The organism is Calditrichia bacterium, assembly GCA_020634975.1.
Classification (GTDB): Bacteria; Calditrichota; Calditrichia; order RBG-13-44-9; family J075; genus JACKAQ01.
This window is the reverse complement of the sequence record JACKAQ010000002.1, coordinates 103266-129223: the sequence shown is the minus strand read 5'-3', so window position 1 is coordinate 129223 and position 25958 is coordinate 103266. Positions and strand designations below refer to the sequence as shown.

Below are 25958 nucleotides of genomic sequence, written 5' to 3'. Positions count from 1 at the left end.
TGATACAAATCGACAGATTATCTCGATAATTGATAGAATTATTAGAAGTTTAAGGGGAGCAAGTTGCTTTGGAGAAATGCGTTGCAAAACCAATACTTTTTGGCACTCGAGCAATACAAAAAGCGCTGTGCACATTGGCAAAACAGCGCTTTTGAAAAAAACAAATTATCTCAACATCAGCAATTTTTGGGTTGATTCCCAACCGGTGCCTTTAATTCGCAAAAAATATACGCCGGAAGACAAGGCGTTGCCATCCAGTTCAATTTGCTGTAAAGATAGATTTGGCAGCAATGTGCTAAACTGGATTCGCTGACCCAGAATATTGTAAATTTCGACGCTGATGCCATCGGTTAGCTGGTTTAAATCAACAGTCAGCAATTCGCCTTTTACGCAGGGATTCGGATAAACTTTTACGATTACATTTGCCGGTGGCGCGTCGCCGTCAATCAAACCGGTGAAGTAACGCTCGGCTTTTTCAAATGCGGCGATGCCGAGTTTTTCACCGATCAAGCGACCGGGAATATCATCCGCCGGGGGGTGAATGCCGCCCCAAATCCGCGATAAACTGGTTTGATCCGATGCATCGCGGTAGGTTGCCCATTGCAACGTAACGTCTACACTCGGACCTTCCTCGAACACCAGAAATTCATTTTGCGGCGCATGAAATTCGCCCATTCCGCCGGGAAAAAAGGGATCGCCGGTGAGCAAGGTCATGACTTCCGCAGCAGCGCGGGAGAAGGTTGAGTGCCCGGAAATAAATCCGGCAAACGGTGGTGTCACGAATGTCGGGCGTTGATACGGCCACCAATTTTCGGCGAGAATCCAACCGACGCCGGCAACATCGGTTTCAGGATTTGCGATAAAATCCGGGCCGCGCCATGCGAACAATTTTATTTTACCAACATTTACGTTATTAAATCCGGCGAGCGGATCGCCTGCGGCGATAACTTCAACCAATCCTTCAACCAATGGAATACCGCCGGGTGCGTAGTTTGGCAAGGTTTGATCTGTGCTTTGTCCCAAATCGGCCATCATTCGGATTGCGGAAATGGGGCGCAAATAATCATACCATCCTTTAATGCCCCATGCGCTGACCGCCGCATCGTGAACGGCACCGGCGAGGGTAAAATAGGCTTTCACATCCCATTCCAGATCGTCGAGAACCGCTCCTTTTCCGCGATAGCGCTTCTGGAAAAGCGGGTGATCGTTAACATAATTCAAAATGGTAAACCAGTGACCGGGCGGTGTTTCGGAATCTGGACCATCTGCCCAAAATTCTGCCAATACCCGTGCATAATCCGCGCGAGGCACGATTTGCGGTGCGTACGGCTGACCAGTGTATGGGTTTACAGCATGCCCAATACCGGTATCACCGCCATCTAACAAATTGTAAAAATCGCGATATTCCTCAATGGTTTCCGGTAGTTTCTGAATGTTCCCGATCGAACCGGGTGAAATATCCCACATCACGCCATCAGCCGGATCGAGCTGCGACGACCAGATAGCCACCAACGAAAATCCCCACTGATATTCCGCGCTCGTTCCGCCGCCATTTACTCGATCGAGATAGGGCGGAGCGCCGGGATCGTGATATACCCAAAAATCGTTACCATCGCGATTATAAATGTTTCGCACATTATTTTCCATCGCAAAAGGCATTACATTTCCCCATTCGGGGCTCAAAAATGTGGGTGTGCTCAACGGGATCACGTTACCGGCTTGATCGATAAATACATCCAGTGTTAACGGTTGCCAACGATTGGGGAAAATGATATCCGGATTGCCCGGCACAATTGGCACCAACGGCGGATTTACCGGCACGTAATATTGATTTTCATATCCGTTTTGTTCATTTGAACCATCCTGAAAACCGAACTGAATTATCCGATCTGCAATAAAATTGCCAAAATGCGCCGGGTTTCCGTCACTGTAATCGATAGAAATTATTGCCGGATCGTTGCCCAATGCGTTAAAGAGCGAATCTGCCAACGCCATGGAAACGCTCGCACCGGGCGTATCGGAAAAACGATGTTTCAGCAACCGATAGCAGGCATAGCTGATAGCCGTTTCGCGGGCGCTTTTTACATCTGTGGGAGTTTGCGGTGGATCAAATGCAGCAAAAAAATTACCGTGTGTTTTCCCCAAAAGATAGGTTTCTGCTGTTTCGTCGTATGCTGCCCATGCATCGTACATTGCAATTGCTGTGTGAAATAAATTGCGGGCATGAACCGTCGGGCGGGCGTAATCATTTCGAATCGCTTCGAGCAACACCTCGTTCCATTTTCGTGAAACAGAATGCTGGGAAAAACCATTTATAGAAATAGCGGAGAGTAACAGGAAAAGAGTGAAAAAAAACGGTTTCCGATTCAATTCTCGTCCCTTCTCAAATATTTTAAAAACAGATGCTTATGCTAATGAATTTTAACTTTGAACGATAGCTATTATTTGTCGGATTTCCCGATGCGCAGCGGATAAACAATGCGTTTCAGCAGCGTTTTCGGATAATTATCGATGCCTTTGAAACCCAGTTTTTCCGGTTCTTCCCGGTCTTTTGGCCAGTACGCGGTTTTAAACAGCCAGTCCCAAATGCTCAAAACGATGCCAAAATTTTGCCCGCCTTTGCCATACGTTTCAACATCGTGATGCCAAATATGCATTTTCGGCGAGTTGAACACATATTTAAATGGTCCCCAGTCGATTGGCAAATTGGCGTGATTCAAATCCTGCATCAGCGTCCCGATGATCGCGATGATCAGGATTACCGTTCCGTCCACTCCCAAAATTACCAGCGGCAAATACGACAGCGTTTTGTAAACCACCACCTCGCCCCAATGGAACCGGAAATTGCCAATCCAGTCCATTTCCTCGATGCTGTGATGCAATTTGTGAAATTCCCACAGCCACGGAACGGTGTGCAGCATCCGGTGAATATTCCACTCAATAAAATCTTTAAGTATAAAAAAAATAATGAATTGCGCCCACAGCGGATAATCGGATAACAGCGCCAGCGATTCCGGAACCGGCAGCCCGGCGTTGAACAAAAAGGTGTTGAAAACGGCAACCACTTTTCCGGTGACAATCGCCAGAAGCAACCCCAAATAATGTCCGTTGAAAATCAGCCAGAACAAATCCTGCCAAATGCCTTCGCGCAAAACCGGCTGATTTTTTCGCCACGGTGATAGCCGCTCAATGGCAAAGCAAAACAACGAAACCGCAATCAGCCAAAAATAATATTGCAGGTAAACCGGCATTTAATTCTCCTGTTTTTGTCGAAATCGCAATGCTTCAACGACAAATTTTAGTGTTATATTTCCCCATCATGTTAGCGAAAATTCACCGAAAAAACAACCCGGAAGCCGCTATTTTAACCAAATTTTCTGCAACAAACTTTGCTAATTTCTGAATTCGAAGTTGAGTGGTTTTTTGTGTGAAAAATAAAATCCCGATTTTTTCGCACAAAAAACTTGATTTTAAAAATTGTAACATGTAATATGTCATACAAATTTATAAGGACATAGAAATTGAACGACATTTTCAAGACCATCGGTAGCCCGCGCACACTTAGCCAGGAAGTTGTTCGCACAATTGAAGAGAACATTCTCAACAAAAAACTGATGCCCGGGCAGAAATTACCCACTGAAAAAGAACTCGGTGAAATGTTCGGCGTCAGCCGTACTGCCCTGCGCGAAGCCATGCAGGTGTTGAGCGCCAAAGGGTTGGTTTCCATTCGCAAAGGAAGCGGCATTTATGTAAACAATTTTTCAGAGCTGGACGCCAGCAAAAACATGAGTTTGTATCTGGAAATCAATTTTGATGAAGATTACGCGCTGCACCTCGTTGAGCTTCGTCAGATAATCGAGCCGCACAACGCACGCCTCGCTGCGCTCCATCATACTTCGGAAGATATTGAAAATCTTGAAATTAACCTCGAAGAATATTCGAAAGCCAACATCAGCGCAGAACGCCATGCCCAATTGGATCTCGAGTTTCACAAAACGATTGCAGACGCAACCGGCAATCCGCTGATCAGTTTGCTGACCACGCCCCTTTTCAATTTGATGCCCAAAATCAAATCGATGATTGTGGACAAGGTTCGCCACAACATTATTCACAACGCGTTGAATTATCACAGAAATATCTTCGAAGAAATTAAAGCCGGCAACGAAAACGGCGCTTACGAAGCGATGAAATCGCACCTCGAAGTTGCCATGGAAGATACCCGTTTACTCATTGAAGCACTCAAAGCTGAACGCCTGTTAAAATCCTGATTTTCTGAAAATTTTCCATTTCGTAATCAGGACTTTTTTTTCAAAAAAAATGTGTATGACATCTTACGTAATACATCAGTGTAAAAAGATATGATATAACATGATTTGAGAGGATTTGTAATGGATATGACATTTCGGGAAATTCCCTGTTCAAAACAAACCGAACGAATGAACAGCAAAGAACTGCGTGACAGTTTTTTGTTCGAAACCATTTTTCGACCGGATTCGATCGTGCTCAACTATGTGGACGATGAACGAACGGTTTTGGGTGGCGTAATGCCGGTGGAAAAATCGCTGAAACTGGCATCCCCTGCGGAGTTGAGGGCAGAATACTTTACCGAACGGCGTGAAATCGGGATAATGAATGTTGGTGCGCCCGGCAAAATAACGGTTGACGGAGCCGCGCACGAACTGTCGTTCCGCGATGCGCTGTATATCGGCAAAGGCAGCAAAGATGTAGTTTTTTCCAGCAACGATTCGAATTCACCGGCAAAATTTTATCTGATCAGCTATCCGGCGCATGCCGCTTATCCCACAACCCACGCAAAGGTGAAAGATGCGGAACCGCTGCATCTCGGCAGCGATGCAGAATGCAACAAACGCACGATCTACAAATACATTTTCAACGGTGGCATTAACAGCTCGCAATTGGTGATGGGCTTTACGGAAATGGCGGAAGGCAGCAACTGGAACACCATGCCCGCCCACAAACACATGCGCCGCACGGAAGTGTATTTCTATTTCAATTTACCGGAAAATGCGGTTGTGCTGCACCTGATGGGCAAACCGGACGAAACGCGCCATTTGGTGGTTCGCAACGAGCAAGCAGTGTTTTCGCCCGGCTGGTCAATCCACGCCGGCAGCGGCACGAGCAACTACACATTTATTTGGGCAATGGGCGGCGAAAACCGCGATTACACCGATATGGATCCGGTAACGATGGAGATGCTCCGGTAATAATTCGAATGTAACATCAATAAAAACACAGAGGTCCAACTGTGAAGGTTAATCATTCTTTTTTGAGTGTTTTGGTTGCGCTGGTTATCTTTTGCGGCACGATTATCGCCCGTGAACATCCCTCAATTGCAATTTCCAAAGCTGAAGCGCAGCAAATTAAAGCTGCGATGGGCAAATACCCACTGTTGGACAAAACGATCGCCGGTTACCGCGAAACTGTCGAAAATGCGCTGAACAAGCCGATCGAGCTGCCAGCGCCCGGCGAGGCCGGCGGATATTCCCACGAACGCCACAAACAAAATTATCGCGAAATGCATCGAGCCGGACTACTGTTTGCCATCACCGGTGAGGAAAAATATGCACAATTCATCAAAAAAATGTTGGACGGCTATGCGGAACTGTATCCCACTTTGGGTCCACATCCACGCTCGTTCAAACAAAAACCGGGCAAATTATTCCACCAGACGCTCAATGAAGAAGTGTGGCTCACCCACGTTGCCATCGCATATGACTGTGTTTACGATTGGCTGAAACCGCCCGATCGCGCCAAATATGAAGCAAATATTTTTCTCAAAATGATGGAATTATTTGCCGTCGAGCACCACGAAGAATTTGATAGAATACACAATCACGGGACATGGGCAGTTGCGGCGGTCGGGATGATGGCGTATGTGCTCGACCAGCCGGAGTGGATCGAAAAATGCCTGTACGGCACCAAAAAGGACGGCAAGGGCGGGTTCCTGAAACAGATGGATTTGCTGTTCTCGCCGGACGGATATTATATGGAAGGACCGTATTACAGCCGCTATGCGGTGCGCCCGTTTTTCCTGTTTGCCGATGCAATTGAACGTATCGAGCCGCAACGAAAAATTTATGAACATCGCGATGCGATCCTCAAAAAAGCCTATTATTCGCTCGCAGAAACGATTTTCCCCAACGGTGTTTTCCCGCCGATTAACGACGCCTCCAAAACCATGAGTATTGCTGATATCGGTCCGGTGGTGGCAAATGACCTGACATTCCTTCGCTACGGCGCGAACGACAATTTGCTGGCCATCGCCGCCATTCAGGATCAGGTGATGCTGAACGGCGCCGGACTGGCTGTCGCGAAAGCCTTCGGCGACGGCAGCAACGTTCCCGATCTCAACTGGAAAAGCGTGGAATTTACCGACGGTTTTGACGGTGAGCGCGGCGGTTTGGGCATCCTGCGATACGGCAGCGGTCCCGACCAAACCATGTTGCTGATGAAATACGGCGTTCAGGGCGACGGACACGGACATTTCGACAAACTGCAGTTTATTTTTTATGACCAGCATCGCGAAGTGGTGCCGGATTACGGCTTTTCCCGCTGGATCAACATGGAGCCGAAATATGGTGGTCGCTACACCAAAGAAAATGATACATTTGCCAAACAAACCATCGCGCACAATACGGTGGTTGTGGACGAAAAAACCCAGCACAATTTTTCCCGCAGAGAGGCGGATGATCGTTGGGCGGAACGCCACTTTTTTGATGGGAACAGCGGCAACGTGCAAGCCATGAGCGCCCGGGCAAACAGCCAGTACCAAGGCGTGAACATGCAGCGCACCCAGGTTTTGCTAAAGGACGATCAACTGGATTATCCAATGGTAATCGACCTGTTCCGGCTCACCAGCGACACACCGCATCAATATGATTATCCGGTGTATTTCAACGGACAAATGGTGGTAACCAACGTTCCGCTGAACACCAATCTCACACAATTGCAGCCGTTGGGCGACGATGCCGGTTACCAGCACATCTGGAAAATTGCCGAAGGCGCGGTCAGCGAACCGCTGCAATTTACCTGGGTGGACGGACAGCGATACTATTCGTTGGTTGCGGCAAATTCGCCGGAAATGCAACTCATTTTGGGCAGAACCGGCGCCAACGATCCCGATTTTAACCTGCGCTCTGAACAGGTTGTCATGTTGCGCGGAAACGCCACGGACCAACTGTTCGCCAGCGTGATCGTTCCGCATGGCTATTTCAACGAAGCCGCAGAAATTTCCCGCGATGCCCGCTCTCCCATCGTTTCGGTGTCGGTAATCGGGCACAACGAGTCCGCCAGCGTCATCGAAATTGCCGCAAAATCCGGACGCCGCTGGCAAGTGATGGTGAATAACGGCACACCCACGGATAAAGAAATAACTGTCTCATTTGACGGAAAAAATTTCCGTTGGAATGGAAATTATAACGTATTGTTTTTAAACAATTAAAATCAGATTTACGGAACCAAAACTATCACATTTTGGAGTTTACATATGGAAAATTTAACAGGTAAAGTAGCTGTCGTAACCGGCGGCGGGCGCGATATCGGGCGGGCAACGTGCGTAAAATTTGGCGAAAACGGCATGTCTGTTATTGTCAATTATCTCGCCAGCGAATCCGCAGCAGCAGAAACCGTTGAATTGGTCAAAAAAGCCGGTGGCGATGCCGTTGCCGTAAAAGCAGATGTCAGTACTTCAGCAGGCGTTGCACAGCTTGTTTCGGAAACACTCAAGGCATTTAACAAACCGGTGCAAGTGTTGGTAAATAACGCCGGCGGACTGGTTGGACGCAAACAGATTGTTGAAATGGAAGAATCTTTTTGGGATCAGGTGATTACACTGAATCTCAAAAGTGTTTTTTTGGTGAGCAAGGCATTTGTGCCGCATATGGCGGATAACGGTTCGATTGTCAATTTGTCCACGTTGGCGGCACGCAACGGCGGCGGTGGCGGCGCAGTGGCTTATGCCACAGCCAAAGGCGGTGTGCTCACGTTTACCCGCGGATTTGCGAAGGAATTAAAAAGCAGGCATATCCGGGTGAATTGCGTTTCGCCGGGATTGATCGACACCACATTTCACGACAAATTCACGCCAGCAGAAGCCCGGAAAAATACCGTGAACGCAACGTTGGCGGATCGCGAAGGCACCGCAGCGGATGTGGCAAACGCCATTTTCTTTTTGGCAACGGATGCTTCGTCTTACATCAATGGCGAGTCTATCGAAATTAACGGCGGTTTATATTTTGTTTAGCATACTGCCGTAAGTGCAATAATTTTATTTAGTTATGGAGTTGAACAATGTCTGCTTCAAACGTATTTATCAAAAACAAAAACATTGAACTGGAACACGTTGGCGATGGCTTATCGCGCAAAATTCTGGGCTACAATCCCGAACTGATGATGGTTCGCGTATTCTTCAAAAAAGGCGCCGTCGGCGAAGCACACAGCCACCCGCACCTGCAGGTAACCCTCGTTGAAAAGGGGCGCTTTGAAGTGCATATCGACGGAAAAAAGGAAGTGCTGGAAGCGGGCGACAGCTTTTTTGTTCCGGCAGATCAGGTTCACGGCTGTGTGGCGTTGGAAGATGGCGTGCTGGTGGATGTGTTTACGCCGGTTCGCGAAGAATTTCTTCAATAAACAATCGAGCAATAATCGGGCGATATGAAAAAAACAATCACCATAATTTTTGCCGGATGCGTTGCACTGCTGCTGGCGTGTCAATCCGGCGAACAGGTTCGCACGCTGCGGCTGGCGCATGTGCTGGATGTGAATTCACCGGTGCACAAAGGAATGGCGCATTTGGGTGAACGGCTGGAAGCGTTATCCGGCGGCAAAATGAAAGTCATTTTGTATCCCGGCAGCCAGCTCGGCAATGAGCGCGAAACATTGGAATTGCTTCAGTTGGGATCGCTGGACATCGCGAAAGTATCCTCCGCGGTGGTGGAAAATTTCGTGCCGGAAATGGGCGTTTATTCCCTCCCCTATTTGTTCCGCGATGCGAATCATTACTGGCAGGTGTTCAACGGCGAAATCGGGCAGGAAATTTTGCTGAAAGGCGAACAATACTGGCTGCGCGGATTGTGCTATTACGACGCCGGTTTCCGCAGCTTTTTTCTGCGCAACACTGCCGTTGAATCGCCGGAAGACCTGAACGGGTTAAAAATTCGGGTGATGCGCAGCAACCTGCAAATCCAGACCGTGAACCTGCTCGGCGGAAACGCAACGCCGCTGGCTTGGGGCGAACTGTATTCCGCATTGCAGCAAGGGGTTGTGGACGGTGCTGAAAATAATCCGCCTAACTTTTTTCAAAACAAATTCTTCGAGCTTTGCGATTATCTGGTTTTGGACGAACACTCCGCCCCGCCGGATGTGCTGATGATGAGCACCCACGTTTGGGAAAAACTATCGCCGCAGGAACAGCAATGGCTGGATCAGGCTGTGCAAGAGTCGGTCGCATTCCAGCGAAAATTATGGGATGACATGACCGAGGAATCGCTGAAAGCGGTGGTCGAGAAAGGCGTTACCGTCATTCGTCCGGACAAACAGCCGTTTCTGGCTTCCGTTCAGCCAATTTACGATGACCTGAAAGGCACCGAAATGGGCAAGCTCGCAGAACGTATCCAGAATCTGCCACCGGAGAACGACACCGCAACCGCAGATTCGCTGAAAGGAGCCACAGAATGAAAGCCTTAACCCAACTGATTGACGCTGCGTTGAAAAAAATTCTGGTGTGGCTGATGGCGCTGATGGTCATTGTGGTGACCTGGCAGGTGATCACCCGTTATGTCCTCAACAGTCCCAGCTCGTACACCGAGGAACTTTCGACGTATTTGCTGATCTGGATCAGTTTGCTCGGTGCTGCCTGGGCGTTACGGAACCGTGCCCATTTGGGCATCGATATTTTCACCCGCAAATTGGAAGGTCGCGCAAAAACTGTTTCACAACTTATTATTTATTCTGCAGTTATCGCATTTGCCGTGATTGTTTTTGTTTACGGCGGATCGCGATTGGTTTACACGACGCTGTATCTGAACCAGCTTTCTGCGGCGTTCAAAGTGCCGGTTGGTTATGTGTACACCGTTATTCCCATCAGCGGGATGTTGATGATTTATTACGCAATTGATGCGTTGGTTTATCCCGAAGATTAGTCTGTTATCAAATTAAAAAACAGTAACTTAACCTCGATAAGCATATGACTATTGACGTTTTCATTCTGGTTGCCAGTTTTGCGGTTCTGCTGATGCTGAACGTGCCGATTGCCGTGAGCATCGGGCTTTCGACGATGCTGACACTGATGGTAAATGTGGATTTTACGCCGGCGGTGAGCACCATCGCGCAACGGGTTGCCACAGGTTTGGACAAATTTACGCTGCTGGCGATTCCCTTTTTCATCCTTTCCGGAACGCTGATGGCGCGGGGCGGACTCGCCAAACGACTGGTGGAATTTGCCAAAGCGCTGGTTGGTTCGTTTCCCGGCGGGCTGGCGTTGGTGAACATTATTTCGTCGATGCTGTTCGGCGCGATTTCCGGTTCGGCGGTGGCATCAGCGGCGGCGATCGGCTCATTTATGCACCCGCGAATGGTGGAAAACGGTTACGATCCGGGTTTCAGCGCGGCGGTAAACGTCACTTCCGCAACCACCGGGCTGATCATCCCGCCGAGCAATGTGCTGATTATTTATTCGCTGGCAAGCGGCGGCGTCTCGATTGGTGCGCTCTTTATCGCCGGATATATTCCCGGCACCATCCTCGGTTTGGCGCTGATGGCGGTTGCCGCGTTTATCGCCAAAAAAGAAGGCTACGGTCGCGGCGAACGTGTTTCTGCCAGTGAAGTCGGACGTCGTTTGGGCGATGCGCTGCTCAGCCTCACGCTGATTTTTATCGTCATCGGCGGCATCGTTGCGGGCATTTTTACTGCGACGGAAGCTGCTGCAATCGCTGTTATTTATGCGTTGATTTTGGCGATGTTCGTTTATCGCGAAGTCAAATTTTCCGATCTCGAATCCATTTTGCTGGAATCCGCCGGAACCACTGCGGTGGTGATGCTGCTGATCGGCACATCGATGGCGCTCTCGTGGGTGCTGTCGTATGAAAATATTCCCCAAAACATCACCACAACTTTACTGGCGCTCAGCGAAAACAAGCTGGTCATTTTATTGATTATGAATCTGGTGCTGCTCATCGTCGGCACATTTATGGACATGACACCGGCGATTCTCATTTTTACCCCGGTTTTTCTGCCGGTTGCCCAAACCATCGGCATCGATCCGCTGCTGTTCGGGATCATGATGGTGCTGAATTTGTGCATCGGATTGTGCACACCGCCGGTCGGCACCGTGCTGTTTGTGGGTTGCGGCGTCGCCAAAGTTTCGCTAACGGAAATCGTGAAGCCGCTGCTCCCGATGTATGTCGCAATGATTTTCGCACTTATTCTGATCGTTTCAATCCCGGAACTGACGCTGGCGTTACCGCGCTGGTTCGGGTTTTAATAGAGAAAAATTGTTCAAATTAATAATCCACAGGAGGACCTTAATGATGAAGATGGTTACCAAGCTTTGCTTTTGGGCAAGCCTTTCTGCTCTGTTGATGATTGGCTCCGCCGTTGCTCAAACCGTCACTCCGGTGAGCGCCGGCGACGGTACCATTCAGGCAGCGATTGACGTTGCCGCCGATGGCGACATTCTCGAACTGGTGGACGGTGGCGGATTGTATATCACATCCGACACAGATAAGATTATTGTAAACAAGAAGTTAACCATTCGCGCAGCTGAAGGTTTGGCGCAAATGCCCGTCGTTCGGAACACGAACGCTGCCGCATCCAGCGCACGCTTGTTCGAAATTCAGGCCGGCGGCGAGCTGTTCCTGCAGGGATTGTATCTCGATGGCAGCATCGACGGCAGCACTACCGCCCACGCCAAAAATGCGGTGCGGTCGCAGGATATCAACACACCGGCGGATTCCATCCGCTTTCAGTTGAAAATTGAAGACTGCGTGATGCGCCATTTCACCGAAGCGATTGTGAAAGCACACGCCAACACTTCCGCCGACTCGATTATTTTGCGCCGCAGCATTCTCGACGAAGCCCGCAACGAAGGGCTGCTCCTCCGCGAAAGCACTTCCGCCGGCGGTCCGAATATCGAATACGTCGAAGTGGATAACTGCACCTTTACCCGCATCGGGCGCGAAGCGATTTACATCGAATTCAGCGATCCGGTGGTGCGCATCAACCATTGCACATTCGATTCGATCAGCTACGCCGAAAACAAACGCATGGTGTATCCCGCGACGTTACCGATGTGGAAATCAAAAACTCGATTTTCACCAATCAGGGCGGTGCGCAGGGCACTTCGGTTGAATTGTATGGCAACTCGACCATTTCGTTCAGCGATACCTTCAACGTTTTTCCGGTGAAAACCAACGGCTCCTCCAGCGTCGGCGCAGGAATGCTGAACGAAGATCCGCTTTATCTTGATCCGGCAAATAACGATTACACACTCGACGACAACTCCCCGCTCATCGGAATGGCAGATGACGGAAAATCGATGGGCGACAGACGTTGGGACCCCACCATCAACGATCCGGTAGTGCATAAAATACCGGCGGCGACGGCACCATTCAGGCTGCAATCGATGGGGCTGCCGATGGCGATATCATTGAATTGATCACCAGCGGCGGATTGTATATCACATCCGACACAGATAAGATTATTGTAAACAAGAAGTTAACCATTCGCGCTGCCGAAGGTTTGGCGCAAATGCCAGTCGTTCGGAACACGAACGCTGCCGCATCCAGCGCACGGTTGTTCGAAATTCAGGCGGCGGCGAGCTGTTCCTGCAGGGATTGTATCTCGATGGCAGCATCGACGGCAGCACTACCGCCCACGCCAAAAATGCGGTGCGGTCGCAGGATATCAACACACCGGCGGATTCCATCCGCTTCCAGTTGAAAATTGAAGACTGCGTGATGCGCCACTTCACCGAAGCGATTGTGAAAGCACACGCCAACACTTCCGCCGATTCGATTATTTTGCGCCGCAGCATTCTCGACGAAGCCCGCAACGAAGGGTTGCTCCTCCGCGAAAGCACTTCCGCCGGCGGTCCGAATATCGAATACGTCGAAGTGGATAACTGCACCTTTACCCGCATCGGGCGCGAAGCGATTTACATCGAATTCAGCGATCCGGTGGTGCGCATCAACCATTGCACATTCGATTCGATCAGCTACGCCGAAAACAAACGCATGGTGTATCCCCGCGACGTTACCGATGTGGAAATCAAAAACTCGATTTTCACCAATCAGGGCGGTGCGCAGGGCACTTCGGTTGAATTGTATGGCAACTCAACCATTTCGTTCAGCGATACCTTCAACGTTTTTCCGGTGAAAACCAACGGCTCCTCCAGCATCGGCAGCGGAATGATCGGCGACGATCCGTTGTATAACAATCCGACCGAAAACGACTATCGCCTCGGTGCAACCTCACCGGCACGCCTCGCCGCCGATGACGGTCGCGCAATGGGCGATTTGCGATGGGAAGTGTTGCCGTCGCAAGTTTATTTGAATATCCAAACCGTTGGAAACGGGACAGTTACGCTCGATCCGCCCGGCGGCATTTACACTCCCGGCACCGTGGTAACTATGACCGCAATTCCCGGTCCCGGATACGATTTTTCGCAATGGACCGGCAACGTTTTCCCGCCGAACGCTAACCCGGTGAACATCACGATGAACAGCGATCAGACCGTGATCGCCACATTTGTGAGCAACGCGCCGCAAGTTACGCTGACGGTCGACACGCTCGGTTTGGGTTTTGTGACGCTCGACCCCGAGCCGTCCGCTAACGGCACGTATGACCAGGGCACGATGGTAACCATCACCGCAACCGCCCGCCCCAATTGGGAATTTGTGGAATGGTTTGGCGATGTGAACGATACCCAAAATCCCATCACCGTGGCGGTCGATTCCAATATGCAGGTAACCGCCAGCTTCGCGAGCATTTTCACCCAATACACGCTGACACTCGACACCGTCGGGCAGGGTGCAATTTTACTCGATCCCGAACCGGTTTTGGGCACATACGACAGCAGCACCGTCGTTATGTTGACCGCCGAAGCCGCACTCGGCTGGGAATTTGTCGAATGGCAGGGCGATGTGGCAACCGCCACCAACCCGGAATCTATTTTAATGAATGGCGACAAAGCCGTGACCGCCGTTTTCCAGGAAATTGTGGTGCCCAACCACGTTCTGGAAATCGACACCACCTGGGATCTGCGCGATGCGGTCGAATTTGCCAACAATAACGCATCGGTTGATACCATCCGGCTGGTGACCAGCGGCGGGGTTTACACCTCTTACAGCACTTCCGACGTGGCGATTTTGAAACCGCTCGCGATTGTCGCTGCCGACGGTTTGGCGGAAAAACCCATTATCACCCACAGCGATCCCGAACACGCCAACCTCGATGTGTTTCGCGTTTTCGATGATTTTTATCTGCGCGGCGTGGTGGTCGATGGGGCACATCCGCTCAGCTACGGTATGAAATATGCGATTCGCCTGCGGCATTACACCGGCACAGATTCGGTTCGAACCGGCACAAATGTCACCGCAATCGATGTCGATTTCAAAAATTTCTACGAATTGAACAACCCGCTGGCAGACGGTCACGCCATCAAACTGGATGTTGATCTGGTTGCCGGAACCATTCGTTTTGAAGATTGCACCTTCGATAACTTCGGTTATGAAGCAATCCGCATCTCCGAAACGGAAAAATATGTGACCGATCGCGCGCTGGATTCGCTGATTATCCGCAACTGTTCATTCACGAATATCGATGCGGAATGCGTCCGTTACTACTCCGATCTCGATACGCTGACTGCCGATGCGCCGGTATTTCTCGAGCACATCACCATCAACAATTCCGCCACCCGGGTATTTTTCCTGAAAAACAGCGGCGGCGCAGTGGTTCGCGATATCATCGTTTCCAATAGTCGCCAATCCGGTCACGGTCGCGATGCGGATATCATGGAAATTCAGGGTAACGGCTCCACAATTACCCACATCGATACTTTCAACGTGCTGCCCGTGCCGATCAAAGGCACCAAAGGCGCAACGGTTGCTGAGGAATTTTTGTATGGCATCGATCCGCAATACGAAGCCGCAGACAGCCTGAATTACACCTTGCTGCCAACTTCGCACCTGTACGGGCTCGGCTCGGACGGCGAAGCCATCGGCGATTTGAATTGGGCAACCAACACGCCGGTTACCGTTTCTCTGACAGTTGCGGTTGTCGATTCCGGCAGCGTAACCCTCAGCCCCCCGCCGATCGGTTTAACTTACGATCCGGGAACAGTGGTCACGTTAACCGCAATTCCGGAAGCCAATTGGGAATTTCTGGAATGGACCGGCGATCTCACCGGCAATAACAACCCGGATTCGCTGACGATGGATGGGCACAAATCCGTTACGGCAATCTTCAAACTGATGGTCGGCATCGATAACGATTCGGCGTTGCCGAAAGTGTTCGATATCAGCCCGAACTACCCGAACCCGTTCAACCCGAGCACCAATTTCAATTTCCAGGTGCCGAAGGTGAGCGTTGTTTCGCTGGTAGTGTACAACATTCTCGGACAAAAAGTGCGCACACTCGCCAACCAATCGTTCGAACCCGGATTTTACAAAATAGCGTGGGATGGCAGAAATGATCTGGGCAGTTCCGTTGCCACGGGTATCTACATTTACCGTTTCGAAGCTGAAAATTTTGTAAAAATCCAGAAGATGATTTTGATGAAATAATCTGAATTTTCCATCCATCGCGTCGCTGCCGTACGGTTGGCAGCGACGCGATATTTAAACAAAATGTGACTATTATGAATTGGTTTGATTTATCAGGAAAGACAGCAATTGTCACCGGTGGCAGCACCGGCTTGGGTTCCGGCATGTCGTTGGGGCTTGCCAGCGCCGGCGCAGATATTGTGCTGGTTGATCACCGCGAAAGGGACGAAGTTGCATCACAAATTCGCAAAATGGGTCGCAAAGTGCTCACGTTGCACGGCGATCTTTCCCAAATGGCAGTGATGGAACAGGTGGTTAACGCCACGCTGGACAATTTCGGCAAAGTGGATATTTTGGTCAACAATGCCGGGATTATCCGCCGCAAACCGGCTATCGATTTCTCGGAAAAAGATTGGGACGACGTGATGGATCTGAATGCCAAAACCGTGTTCTTTTTGAGCCAGCTTTGCGCTCGGGATATGATGAAACGGAATTATGGCAAAATTATCAACATCGCTTCGCTGCTCAGTTTTTCCGGCGGCATTACGGTGCCGTCGTATGCGGCCAGCAAAGGCGCGGTCGCGCAAATTACCAAAGCTTTGGCAAACGAATGGGCAAAGGATGGCATTTGCATTAACGCAATTGCACCCGGATACATGGTTACGGACAACACCAAAGCGCTGCGGGAAAATCCGGAACGGAACAGCGCGATCAGCGCACGAATTCCGGCGGAACGTTGGGGAACACCGGCAGATCTGGCGGGTGTGGCTATTTTTCTCGCATCAAAAGCATCAGATTATGTAAACGGGCATTTGCTCACCGTGGACGGCGGGTGGATGGCGCGTTAACCCATAAACAGAGGTCAAGTTCAATGTGTTTTCAACATAACCGGGAGGACAGTTTATGATAGTGCGAAAAATACTGTGGTGTCTCGCGCTATTGATGGGCGGATCTCTCGGGATTTTTGCCGGCGAAACCGGTAAAATTTCCGGCAAAATTTCCGATAGCGAAACCGGCGAAGCGCTGATTGGCGCAAACGTCGTCGTCGAATCCCGATGGGACGGCGAAGAAATTGTGGAATTGGACACGCCATCCGGCGCCGCATCTGATGTGGACGGATTCTTTTTCATCCTCAATTTGCGACCGGGCGTTTACAACGTTCGGGTGATTTACGTTGGTTATCAGGATCAGGTGAAACAAAAAGTGCGGGTTGAAGTGGACAAAACCACCCGGCTGGATTTTCAGCTGGCCACTCAATCTGTGGAAGCCGAAGAAGTGTTGGTAACCGCATACAAACCGCTCGGCGTTGAGAAAGATGTTACCGCCACCAAACAATCCTATACGGTAGAAGAAATTCAGAGCATCGCCGGTGTAACGGATGTGACGGATATTCTTTCTTTGCAGGCGGATGTGGTTGGCGAAAACTTCCGCGGCGGACGCGAGGGCGAGGCGTTGTATCTCGTCAGCGGCAGCAGCATTGTGAACCCGCTCAACCGTTCGCGCGCGTTTCGTCCCATCACAACTGCGCTGCAGGAGGTGGAAGTTTACACCAGCGGTTTCAGCGCGGAATATGGCAATGCCCAATCCGGCGTGGTGAATATGGTCACCAAAGAGGGCGGCAACAAATGGAACAGCCGGATGGAAGTTTCGTCCAACCTGCCATATTACAAAACATGGACAGGCACCGGGGACGACCCGAAAGCCGGCAGCATTTACGATGCCCAATATTTGCAATTTTACAATTTGCTGATGGATCTCGAACAATGGCTGCAACCGGACCCGATCGACGGGAATCCGTTGTATGATATCAGCTACGGTTTCGGACCCACATATTTGCCGCCGTTTAATGTGTGGCCGCCGCGCAACCTGACCCATCAGGATTCGCTGCGCGTTGCCCGGATTTCGCAAATTTTGTGGATGCAGGCAGTTCGCGGCGTCGGAATGGATTACGATAACCGATACGATACCCGGCTCGATTTCTCCACCGGCGGACCGATTTCAAAAAAAGCGAAGCTCTTTTTTGCCACCCGGCAAAATTTTATCTCGCCAATTATTCCGACCACACAGGCGGATATCGATCGCCAATTTGTCGGGAACATCACTTATCAGCTCGGCGTGTCGGACAAAATAAAATTTGAATATATTTACGATCGCCAGTTCCGCAACGATATCGGCAGCGCGTATCTGCGCTGGATGTTCGACCGGACGCTGAGTATCGCCAAAGAAAATTCGGTTTCGCAGCAGTTCGGGTTTAGCTGGAACCACGTTTTCAGCAATTCAACTTACATGGATTTGCGGATGAAATCGCTGAATTTGCTCACCGAACAGCGCATCGAATTGCTGGATGACGGCGAATTTATCGAAGATTATTCGAACAACACCAACTGGGTGGATTACACTGCGCCATCCAATCACCGCGTTGGTCGTCCGGAGGACGATTACGGCGATGAAAAAGTGCATTCCTTCAATCTCGATGCCAGTTTGAGCAGCCAGATCAACCGCTTCAACCTGCTGAAAGCCGGATTGCAGTTTTCCTATTACGATCTGAATGTGGATATGAAACAAAGCTTGTCCACACCCGGCAACTTCCGGAATCTGAATTTCCGCAACTTCCCCATCGAAGGCGCATTTTTTATTCAGGATAAAATGGAATTTTCCGGCATGATTGCCAACGCTGGTATGCGGGTCGATTTTTACGATCTCAAAACCACCTTTTTTCAAAATCCGTACGCCCCGTTCCGCGATCCCGACGCCGTTGAAAATGTGGATATGAAAGTGATCGTTCAACCGCGTGTGGGCGTTTCTTTCCCCGTTTCCGAAAACTCTGTTTTTCACCTGAATTACGGCACGTTTACCCAGCGTCCCAGCTTTAACCAGGTGTTTTACAATCAGGTAAATTCGAGCAACGGTATTGTGTATTTGGGCAATCCGCTGTTGGAACCGGAAAAAACCAATTCATACGATTTCGGTTTGGTGCAGGGCATCACCGAGGATGTCCGGCTGGATGTCAGCGCATATTATAAAGATGTTACCAATTTGATTCAGGATGCCATTTACAAAGATTTTCAGGATGTTTCCTACCAAACATTTGTCAACCGGGAATATGCGGACATCAAAGGATTTCACATCAGTTTCGAAAAAACCGGCGGATTTATTAACGGATATGTCCGCTATAATTACGAAACTGCAACCGCAAATCGCCCGAATACGTTGGATGCACCACTCACCTTTCAGGAAGCCGGATTAGACGGCGCGCTGTTTACCGAAAACCTGCCGGCACTCGGCGATGTGTATCTCAACTTCGACCGAACCCACAAAGCGGTTTTCAACCTGCGCTTTAACACAAATGAAGATGACTTTTTTTCCGTGTTGGGCTATCACCCGTTTGGCAGAATGAAATTCAGCACCACTTTCCGATACATGACCGGACGTCCGTACACGTTCGACAACACCGGTCAGGGCTTGCAATTTAACCAACGCACGCCCAATGAAAAAGATTGGAAAATGCGCATCGAAAAAGGGATTGTCATTCAGAAACAGCAGTTTAATCTCTATTTCGAAGCGTTCAACCTGCTCAATCAGGGTGTGTTTTCATATTCCCGCGCATTCGGCGATAAAGAAACCGCGGAAGACTGGAATCTGCGAAACGACATTTTCCTGACTGAATACGAGAACGATCCGTACAACACCAGCCGGGGCGTGTATCTGGTTGCCAATCAACCGCGCCATTATCGCTTTGGCATGTATCTGCGATTCTGATTTCGGATCAACGATTTGAAAATGTCATGCGGAAAACGAAAGAAATTTTTGGAGATAACAGAATGAAAACCTTAACAAAAACGGCTGCACTGATCCTGATGTTGATCGTTTCGGTAAGTCCGGCGATGGTTGCGCAGGGTTTCCGGGATTTCCGTATTCACGATCGCGGCATGCTGCACGAAACCGTGTTCAACACCGGGGAAATCGGGCGCGGCTGGCAAACCGGAGAGCAGGGCAACCGGACTTCTTTCCCGTTGATGGAATGGCCGTCCCGCTCCGCAACGATTGTGCAGGGGCTGGATTACAGCGGTCAACACAATATTCTCGGCGGCGGCATGTATATGGCTGCCAACCTCGCCAGCAAACCGGAACTTGCCAACCGGATGTATGCTTTTTGCGGCGGCATCGGCGCCAGCGAGGCGGAAGTTACCGTGAATGTCTGGAGCTATCCGTTGTCGCTCGTGGAAATCGAGAATTTCCCGCTGTTGGATGACGGCAGCATTAACCCGGATTACAACCCGGATGAAGCGGAAGAAATTATCATCGCGAAATGGGCAACGCCTATCGGCGTAACCGTCACCCGGACATCGCGGGCGTGGAGCTATCCCGATTACGATGATATGATCATTTACGAATACACCCTCGAATACACCGGAGATACAGACGGCGACGAAAGCACCATCGAGCAAACTGAGCAACTGCGTGATTTCATGCCATTATTCATTTACGGTTGGGCGCCATCGATGTATGGCTATCAGCGCCATTATCAGGAATGGCTGTATGAGGGCGGTATTTATCGCGGAGACCAAAACGGTTTTTGGGACGCGGATTACTGGCTGTCTTTCAATATGAATTTGCGAACCGGCAGCGAAAACCAGATCGCAAAACCGGAGCCGAACAAAGAGCTTTTCCGGCAATTTGCCGAAACCGGTTTGAACGGCGGCGCACTCACCAGTCCGCAGGCACCGGGAATGGCGATGTTGCAATACGATACCACTCATCTCGCGATTGTCGATCCGTTCGATCTTTCGCGAAATGAATCCGAAGCGGTGAAAATTTTACGCACCAATTTTGGCGAATATTACGAATTGTCGGAAAACCTGCGCATCAAACAGCCGTGGTCGAACAAAGTGAGCACCGGGAACACCCGCAGCTCCAAAATGATGGTCGAATCGATCAATCCGGACAACCGCTGGAGCGGCAGATATGCCCCCGGCAGCACCACCTGGCCGGAGCCGCCGAGCCCGCGCTGGATCGGACGTGCCGCGTATCCCTATCGCCAAAGCGCGGATGCGGGACAAAAGCACATCGTTTTCGGACCGTACACCCTCAATCACGGTGACAAACTGGAATACGCCCTTGCCGAAGTAGTTGGTTACGGCGCGCAGCCCGGCAAACGCATCGAGGGCGGACAAACCATCACGCAGTGGGCAAACACGCCATCGCTGGATCGCCGCTACACAATTGACGGCGAAGTGATGACTGAAAACTATCTCACGGAATACGGTTACCCGGATTATGTTAACAGCGACGTTCGCAACGTTACCCAGGTTGCCCACAAAGCGTTTACGGCGTATCTCGGCGAAGAACCGCAACTGCCGGTGTGGCCGGAAGATTATCCGAAAGACGGCAGCTATAAAATTCCCGTCCCCTTCCCTGCCCCGAATTATACGATCGAAAATACGGTCAGCGCAGAAGTTCGCATTCGCTGGACGCGCGATCTGGAAGCATTTACCCATCCCCGTTTGATGGGCGATTTGCAGGAATTCCAGATTTACCGGAGCATCGCCGGAATGGGACCGTGGGAATTGATCGGCACGCTCCAAAAAGGCGCTGTCACCGGCGACGATATTTATGAATTCATCGATACCGATGAAAATTTCAAAGTGGGCGAAAAACGCTTTTATTCGGTGATTTCGGTCGATGAAAACGGCAACACCAGCGGTCGCACCAATATTGTGGAATTTGAAAAAAATATCGGATCGGTGGATAATTTCAGCCCGGAACAGGGTGATAAAATTTACGCCGTTCCCAACCCCTTCCGCATTTCCTCCGGATTTAGCGGCGGCGGCGCAACCGCCGGACAAATCGGGTTTTACGGACTCCCCCGGGAATGCACCATTCGCATTTATTCATACGCCGGACAGTTGATCGAAACGATCGAACACAACACACCGGTGTATTCTGTCGCATGGTTTCAGGCATCCCGTAACGATCAGGAAATTGCCTCCGGCGTCTATTTTTATGTGGTCACCACTCCGGAAGGCAAACAAACGCATGGCAAATTTGTGGTAATCAAGTGAGGAGATCATCATGATCACCAATTTCAATAAAATTATAAGCTTAGGGCTTTTGATAACAACCCTTGCTTTCGGATTTGAAAAAGTGGGCACCACCTCTTTTCAATTTCTGAAAGTGGGCATGAGCGCGCGCTCCACCGGCATGGGTGAGGCGTATTCCGCTGCCGTTTTTGGCGCGGATGCGGTATTCTGGAATCCCGGAGCGCTGACGACCGTTCGCCGGTTCGATGTCGAAGCATCATACATGGATTACTTTTTTGATGTAAAACATACCTCGCTGGCGATCGGCTGGAATGCCGGAACCTGGGGCGTTTTGGGGTTTCAGGCTTTGCTGACGGATGTCGGAGAAATTGAAGAAACCACTGTTTCGCAACTCGGTTTCAACGAAAACGATGTGTACATGCCTGGACTGACCGGTAACACATTTTCGCCGGGCGCGATGGTTCTCGGCGTTTCGTGGGCGCGATCGTTGACTGAACAATTTTCATTTGGCATCACCGCCAAATTTGTCCGGGAAGATTTGTGGCTGGAAAGCGCCAGCGCCGTGGTTTTTGACGGCGGGTTGATTTACAACACCGGTTTCCGAACGGTGCAGATTTCCGCGGCGGTGCGCCATTTCGGGCAAAATGTGGCGTTTATCGATAAAGATTTTCCGCTGCCGCAAACCTTCAACATCGGCATCAGCGGCTTTTTGATGGGACCGTCCGCCAATCTCGGCACCATTTCCGAAACGCATTCGGTTCAGGTCGCATTCGACATGGTTCAACCGCGCGATTACGACCAGCAATACAACGTCGGGCTGGAATACGGGTTCAGCAATCTGCTGTTTTTGCGCGGCGGCTACAAAATGAATTACGATGAAGAAGGCATTGCCCTCGGCATGGGCATGAATTACAAAGGCTATCGTTTTGACTATTCGTATAACGATTACGGCGATCTGTTAAGCGGCGTTCACCGGTTTTCGGTGGGACTTTCTTTACAATAACGGTGGGCAAGGCGCGACATAAATTGAGGTCATAAACCATGAACAAACAAGTATTTATCGTTTTAGCAACATTGCTGGTGACAGTATCCCTTTTTGCCCAGCGTCGCGGAGATCAACTGGCTTTTCAGGGATTGGCAACGCCGCAGGATGTGGGTGTCAAAGCCATGGCGATGGGCGGTGCAACTACCGCGCTTTCCGGTGATTTGGGCAATCTGTTCCGTAATCCGGCCGGTTTGGCAGGCATCACTTCGTTGCAGCTTTCCATCGGTTCGATATCCCAAAGCCGGAGTTGGCAGGAAAATCAGGAATATCGCCCCAACCGCATTTACCAAACGCTGCCGTTTTATCTGGAAGGGCTGTACACGCCCGAAGCGCGATACAACGGCATGTGGGATCACGAATTGGCCGGAACGCTCGGTTTCGATTCGGTGACGTACGAGATCCGCGAACCGGATATGGGGCTCGATCCTTTCAGCGACGAAGCTGCGGACTGGAAACAAAAACTCAGCGAATCCGGCTTGAATAATGTGATGGCGGCAATGCCATTCGCATTGGGCGGACGTCAACTGGTTGTCGCTGCGGGATATTCGCAAAATATTCTGATCGACGATTTCGATCGCAACGATACCTATCTCGATCCGCATATCGGTTTCAATCTCTACGGCAATCCGCCGGTTGGTACCACAACGGATACGGTCAGCTTTAACTGGCATCGCTTTTTGCGCGAACGGGACGGAAATGTTACCAACATCAACGGCGCGGTTGCGGTTCAGGCGTTCAAAATGCTGGAACTGGGCGTTGCCGTAAACGTCATGTCTGCCGAAACCGACGACCGCCAATTGCTCGACAAAGTGGGATATTTTGATCTGGTCGGTAACAATAAATTCCGGTTTTCATACGATACGCTCACCACACAAACCACTGGAAAATCTGATTTTAGCGCAACCCGTTTTGATTTGGGCATGTTGTTGAAATTCCAGCGATTTAACGTTGGTGCCAAAATCGGGCTGCCCTACACCATTGCGCGGGACTGGCAATTAGCGTCAACCAACGAAACTGTGAACAGCGGAATTGGCACAGCAACCACAACTAACAGCAGTGGCACCGATGAAATTGATGTTCCGGCAACTTTCCAGCTCGGGCTGAGTGTTACGCCGGTGGATAATTTTACTTTTGCGATGGACATCGATATCGCGCCATACGGCGATGCCGATTACCGGATGACCAGCCAGCCGATGGACTCATTGTTCCAGAAATGGGCAGATTACCGGGCACTGCGATTTGGCATCGAATATCGCGCGACGGAATTTCTCTCGGTGATGGGTGGCTATCGCAGCTTGCCGGTAACGTTTGTTCCCGACGGCGCAGCTTTCGACGACGAAGGTCCCGCATCGGATAGCTATTCTTTCGGCGCCAGTTTGAAATTGTGGAATCTCGGTCGCATCGACGCAGCATACGAATGGCGCCGGCTGCGCTACCACGATTCCTATTACAGCAACACCAATTATGTGCAGGAATCGTTGAATAATTTTTATCTCGGTTACGCGTATCAATTTTGATTGTAACAGCAATGGGTAAATGCAATTTATGATAATGGTAGATACAATTCATGATAATGGTAGATACAATTCATGATAATGGTAGATACAATTCATGAATTGTATCTACTCACATTTAATAAACCAGGAGGCATTATGAAGAAATTAGCGATAACAGGTTTTATCAGCATGATACTGCTGATGTTTGCAAACCCGCTATTCGCCAGCAAAATTGAAGTGGACGATCAGTTCGATTTCAAATTGGCTATGGATTTTGCGTTCAACAATATGATCGATTCGTTGGTTTTGGTGACCGATGGCGGCGTGTACACCACCACCGATACGGTTTATTTTCAAGTTAAACACCCGTTAACCATTGTTGCGGCACCGGGATTGACCAATAAACCCATCCTCACCCACAGCGACGCCAACGGCACCCAGTTGGAAATTTTCCGCGTTCACAATGATTTTGTTGTGGAAGGTGTCATTTTTGATGGCGGACACCCGGCAACCCACGGCATGAAATACGCCATTCGCGTCGGCGAAGGTCCGGACGGATTCCCGCAGCCGAAAGTCGGTTTAAACGTAACCATTCGCAATTGCGATTTCGTTAACTTTTATGAAGACAAAGACTTATCGAAAGATGGTCACGGATTTTACTTTTTGACAGGCGTGGATGCCGGAACGATTCGCATCGAAGATTGCTCGTTCGCCAACACCGGATACGAAGCGATCCGCATCTCCGAAACGGAAAAATATCCCATCGATCGCGCACTCGATTCGCTGATTGTTCGCAACTGCACATTCACAAATATCGATGCCGAGTGCATCCGTTTTTATGCAGATCTGGACACCAGCACCCAAGATGCTTACGCATTATTCGAAAACCTGACCGTCAACGCCAGCGCAACCCGGATGATGTTTGTGAAAAACAATCGCGGTACAATCGCCCGGAATATTCTGGTAACCAATTCCCGGGAATCCGGTCACGGTCGCGATGATTATGTTTTACAAATTCAGGAACTCGGCTCGGTTGTCAGCCATATCGATACGTTCAACGTGAATTCGTTTACAGCGCCGGAGCCCGGTTCCGGTCGCATCAGCGCAACCAAAGGCGGCACGGTCGATTCATCCACAGTTTATGGATACGATCCCAATTACGCCGATCCCGGAAATCTGGATTACACCCTTGCCAACAATTCGCAAGTGTGCAACAAAGGCTTTGGCGGCGTGGCGATCAGCGATCAACGCTGGGCAGGCAACTGCGATGCGGTAGGTATCGACGATGATCGTTTCAACACACCAGTCGAATTTTATCTGCGCCAAAATTACCCGAACCCTTTCAACCCGGGAACGGTGATCAGCTATTTTCTGCCGAAAAACGGCGCGGTTGTGCTGCGCGTTTTCGATATCACCGGTGCGGAAGTAACCACATTGGTGAACGAAATCCAGTCAGCCGGTGAACAGCAAGTAACGTTCGATGCCAGCGGTCTGACTTCCGGCGTTTATTTTTACAGACTGGATGTAAACGGCGTAACATCCGAAACCAGAAAGATGATGCTTCTGAAATGAGTAATGAAATTTGTGCACATGGGAG

General features: G+C 50.1%; 19 protein-coding genes. 17 read left to right on the top strand and 2 right to left on the bottom strand.

Going from position 1 to position 25958, the window contains the following annotated elements; genetic code table 11:
* Positions 1–165: 165 nt before the first annotated feature.
* Positions 166–2370, bottom strand: a complete 2205-nt coding sequence (locus H6629_14730; protein ID MCB9069050.1) for a T9SS type A sorting domain-containing protein — start codon at positions 2368–2370, stop codon at positions 166–168.
* Positions 2371–2441: 71 nt separating this feature from the next.
* Positions 2442–3251, bottom strand: a complete 810-nt coding sequence (locus H6629_14725) for a sterol desaturase family protein (GenBank protein MCB9069049.1) — start codon at positions 3249–3251, stop codon at positions 2442–2444.
* Positions 3252–3521: 270 nt separating this feature from the next.
* On the opposite strand from H6629_14725, the gene H6629_14720 reads away from it, so the two are divergent.
* The 17 genes from H6629_14720 (at position 3522) to H6629_14640 (ending at position 25933) form a co-directional block, all read left to right on the top strand.
* Positions 3522–4268 (top strand): FadR family transcriptional regulator, encoded by a 747-nt coding sequence (locus H6629_14720; protein ID MCB9069048.1) that lies wholly within the window; start codon positions 3522–3524, stop codon positions 4266–4268.
* Between the two features lie 126 nt (positions 4269–4394).
* Positions 4395–5225, top strand: coding sequence for a 5-dehydro-4-deoxy-D-glucuronate isomerase (kduI, locus tag H6629_14715; protein MCB9069047.1), 831 nt, complete (start codon positions 4395–4397; stop codon positions 5223–5225).
* A 41-nt stretch (positions 5226–5266) separates the two neighbouring features.
* The gene (locus H6629_14710) at positions 5267–7462 is read left to right on the top strand and encodes an alginate lyase family protein (protein ID MCB9069046.1); all 2196 of its coding nucleotides are present in this window, start codon (positions 5267–5269) and stop codon (positions 7460–7462) included.
* Positions 7463–7507: 45 nt separating this feature from the next.
* A complete protein-coding gene (locus tag H6629_14705; protein MCB9069045.1) occupies positions 7508–8263 on the top strand; it encodes an SDR family oxidoreductase in 756 nt (251 codons plus the stop codon).
* A 47-nt stretch (positions 8264–8310) separates the two neighbouring features.
* Positions 8311–8649: a cupin domain-containing protein gene (locus tag H6629_14700; GenBank protein MCB9069044.1), complete on the top strand. Its 339-nt coding sequence runs from the start codon at positions 8311–8313 to the stop codon at positions 8647–8649.
* Between the two features lie 24 nt (positions 8650–8673).
* Entirely contained in the window at positions 8674–9696 is a 1023-nt protein-coding gene (locus H6629_14695; GenBank protein ID MCB9069043.1) for a TRAP transporter substrate-binding protein, read from the top strand.
* A complete protein-coding gene (locus H6629_14690; protein MCB9069042.1) occupies positions 9693–10160 on the top strand; it encodes a TRAP transporter small permease in 468 nt (155 codons plus the stop codon). Before H6629_14695 ends, H6629_14690 begins: the two co-directional genes overlap by 4 nt.
* 44 nt (positions 10161–10204) lie before the next feature.
* The gene (locus H6629_14685) at positions 10205–11500 is read left to right on the top strand and encodes a TRAP transporter large permease (protein ID MCB9069041.1); all 1296 of its coding nucleotides are present in this window, start codon (positions 10205–10207) and stop codon (positions 11498–11500) included.
* Between the two features lie 43 nt (positions 11501–11543).
* A complete protein-coding gene (locus H6629_14680; GenBank protein MCB9069040.1) occupies positions 11544–12422 on the top strand; it encodes a hypothetical protein in 879 nt (292 codons plus the stop codon).
* Positions 12419–12673 (top strand): hypothetical protein, encoded by a 255-nt coding sequence (locus H6629_14675; GenBank protein MCB9069039.1) that lies wholly within the window; start codon positions 12419–12421, stop codon positions 12671–12673. The genes H6629_14680 and H6629_14675 overlap by 4 nt, the downstream gene beginning before the upstream one ends.
* Positions 12674–12851: 178 nt before the next feature.
* Positions 12852–15800 carry a T9SS type A sorting domain-containing protein gene (locus H6629_14670; GenBank protein ID MCB9069038.1) on the top strand — a complete coding sequence of 983 codons (2949 nt, stop codon included), beginning with the start codon at positions 12852–12854 and terminating at the stop codon, positions 15798–15800.
* Between the two features lie 71 nt (positions 15801–15871).
* Complete coding sequence (gene kduD / locus H6629_14665) at positions 15872–16627, top strand: 2-dehydro-3-deoxy-D-gluconate 5-dehydrogenase KduD (GenBank protein MCB9069037.1); 756 nt, start codon at positions 15872–15874, stop codon at positions 16625–16627.
* Between the two features lie 55 nt (positions 16628–16682).
* Complete coding sequence (locus H6629_14660) at positions 16683–19538, top strand: TonB-dependent receptor (protein MCB9069036.1); 2856 nt, start codon at positions 16683–16685, stop codon at positions 19536–19538.
* A 62-nt stretch (positions 19539–19600) separates the two neighbouring features.
* Complete coding sequence (locus tag H6629_14655; GenBank protein MCB9069035.1) at positions 19601–21841, top strand: T9SS type A sorting domain-containing protein; 2241 nt, start codon at positions 19601–19603, stop codon at positions 21839–21841.
* Positions 21842–21851: 10 nt separating this feature from the next.
* Complete coding sequence (locus H6629_14650; GenBank protein MCB9069034.1) at positions 21852–22823, top strand: PorV/PorQ family protein; 972 nt, start codon at positions 21852–21854, stop codon at positions 22821–22823.
* A 38-nt stretch (positions 22824–22861) separates the two neighbouring features.
* A complete protein-coding gene (locus H6629_14645; GenBank protein MCB9069033.1) occupies positions 22862–24382 on the top strand; it encodes an outer membrane protein transport protein in 1521 nt (506 codons plus the stop codon).
* A 135-nt stretch (positions 24383–24517) separates the two neighbouring features.
* A complete protein-coding gene (locus H6629_14640; GenBank protein ID MCB9069032.1) occupies positions 24518–25933 on the top strand; it encodes a T9SS type A sorting domain-containing protein in 1416 nt (471 codons plus the stop codon).
* Positions 25934–25958 lie beyond the last annotated feature (25 nt).

Coding starts and splice junctions, on each gene's coding strand:
- H6629_14725 (MCB9069049.1), bottom strand. CDS start 3,251: ATGCCGGTTTACCTGCAATATTATTTTTGGCTGATTGCGGTTTCGTTG.
- kduI (MCB9069047.1), top strand. CDS start 4,395: ATGACATTTCGGGAAATTCCCTGTTCAAAACAAACCGAACGAATGAAC.
- H6629_14705 (MCB9069045.1), top strand. CDS start 7,508: ATGGAAAATTTAACAGGTAAAGTAGCTGTCGTAACCGGCGGCGGGCGC.
- H6629_14700 (MCB9069044.1), top strand. CDS start 8,311: ATGTCTGCTTCAAACGTATTTATCAAAAACAAAAACATTGAACTGGAA.
- H6629_14695 (MCB9069043.1), top strand. CDS start 8,674: ATGAAAAAAACAATCACCATAATTTTTGCCGGATGCGTTGCACTGCTG.
- H6629_14690 (MCB9069042.1), top strand. CDS start 9,693: ATGAAAGCCTTAACCCAACTGATTGACGCTGCGTTGAAAAAAATTCTG.
- H6629_14685 (MCB9069041.1), top strand. CDS start 10,205: ATGACTATTGACGTTTTCATTCTGGTTGCCAGTTTTGCGGTTCTGCTG.
- H6629_14680 (MCB9069040.1), top strand. CDS start 11,544: ATGATGAAGATGGTTACCAAGCTTTGCTTTTGGGCAAGCCTTTCTGCT.
- H6629_14660 (MCB9069036.1), top strand. CDS start 16,683: ATGATAGTGCGAAAAATACTGTGGTGTCTCGCGCTATTGATGGGCGGA.
- H6629_14655 (MCB9069035.1), top strand. CDS start 19,601: ATGAAAACCTTAACAAAAACGGCTGCACTGATCCTGATGTTGATCGTT.
- H6629_14650 (MCB9069034.1), top strand. CDS start 21,852: ATGATCACCAATTTCAATAAAATTATAAGCTTAGGGCTTTTGATAACA.
- H6629_14645 (MCB9069033.1), top strand. CDS start 22,862: ATGAACAAACAAGTATTTATCGTTTTAGCAACATTGCTGGTGACAGTA.
- H6629_14640 (MCB9069032.1), top strand. CDS start 24,518: ATGAAGAAATTAGCGATAACAGGTTTTATCAGCATGATACTGCTGATG.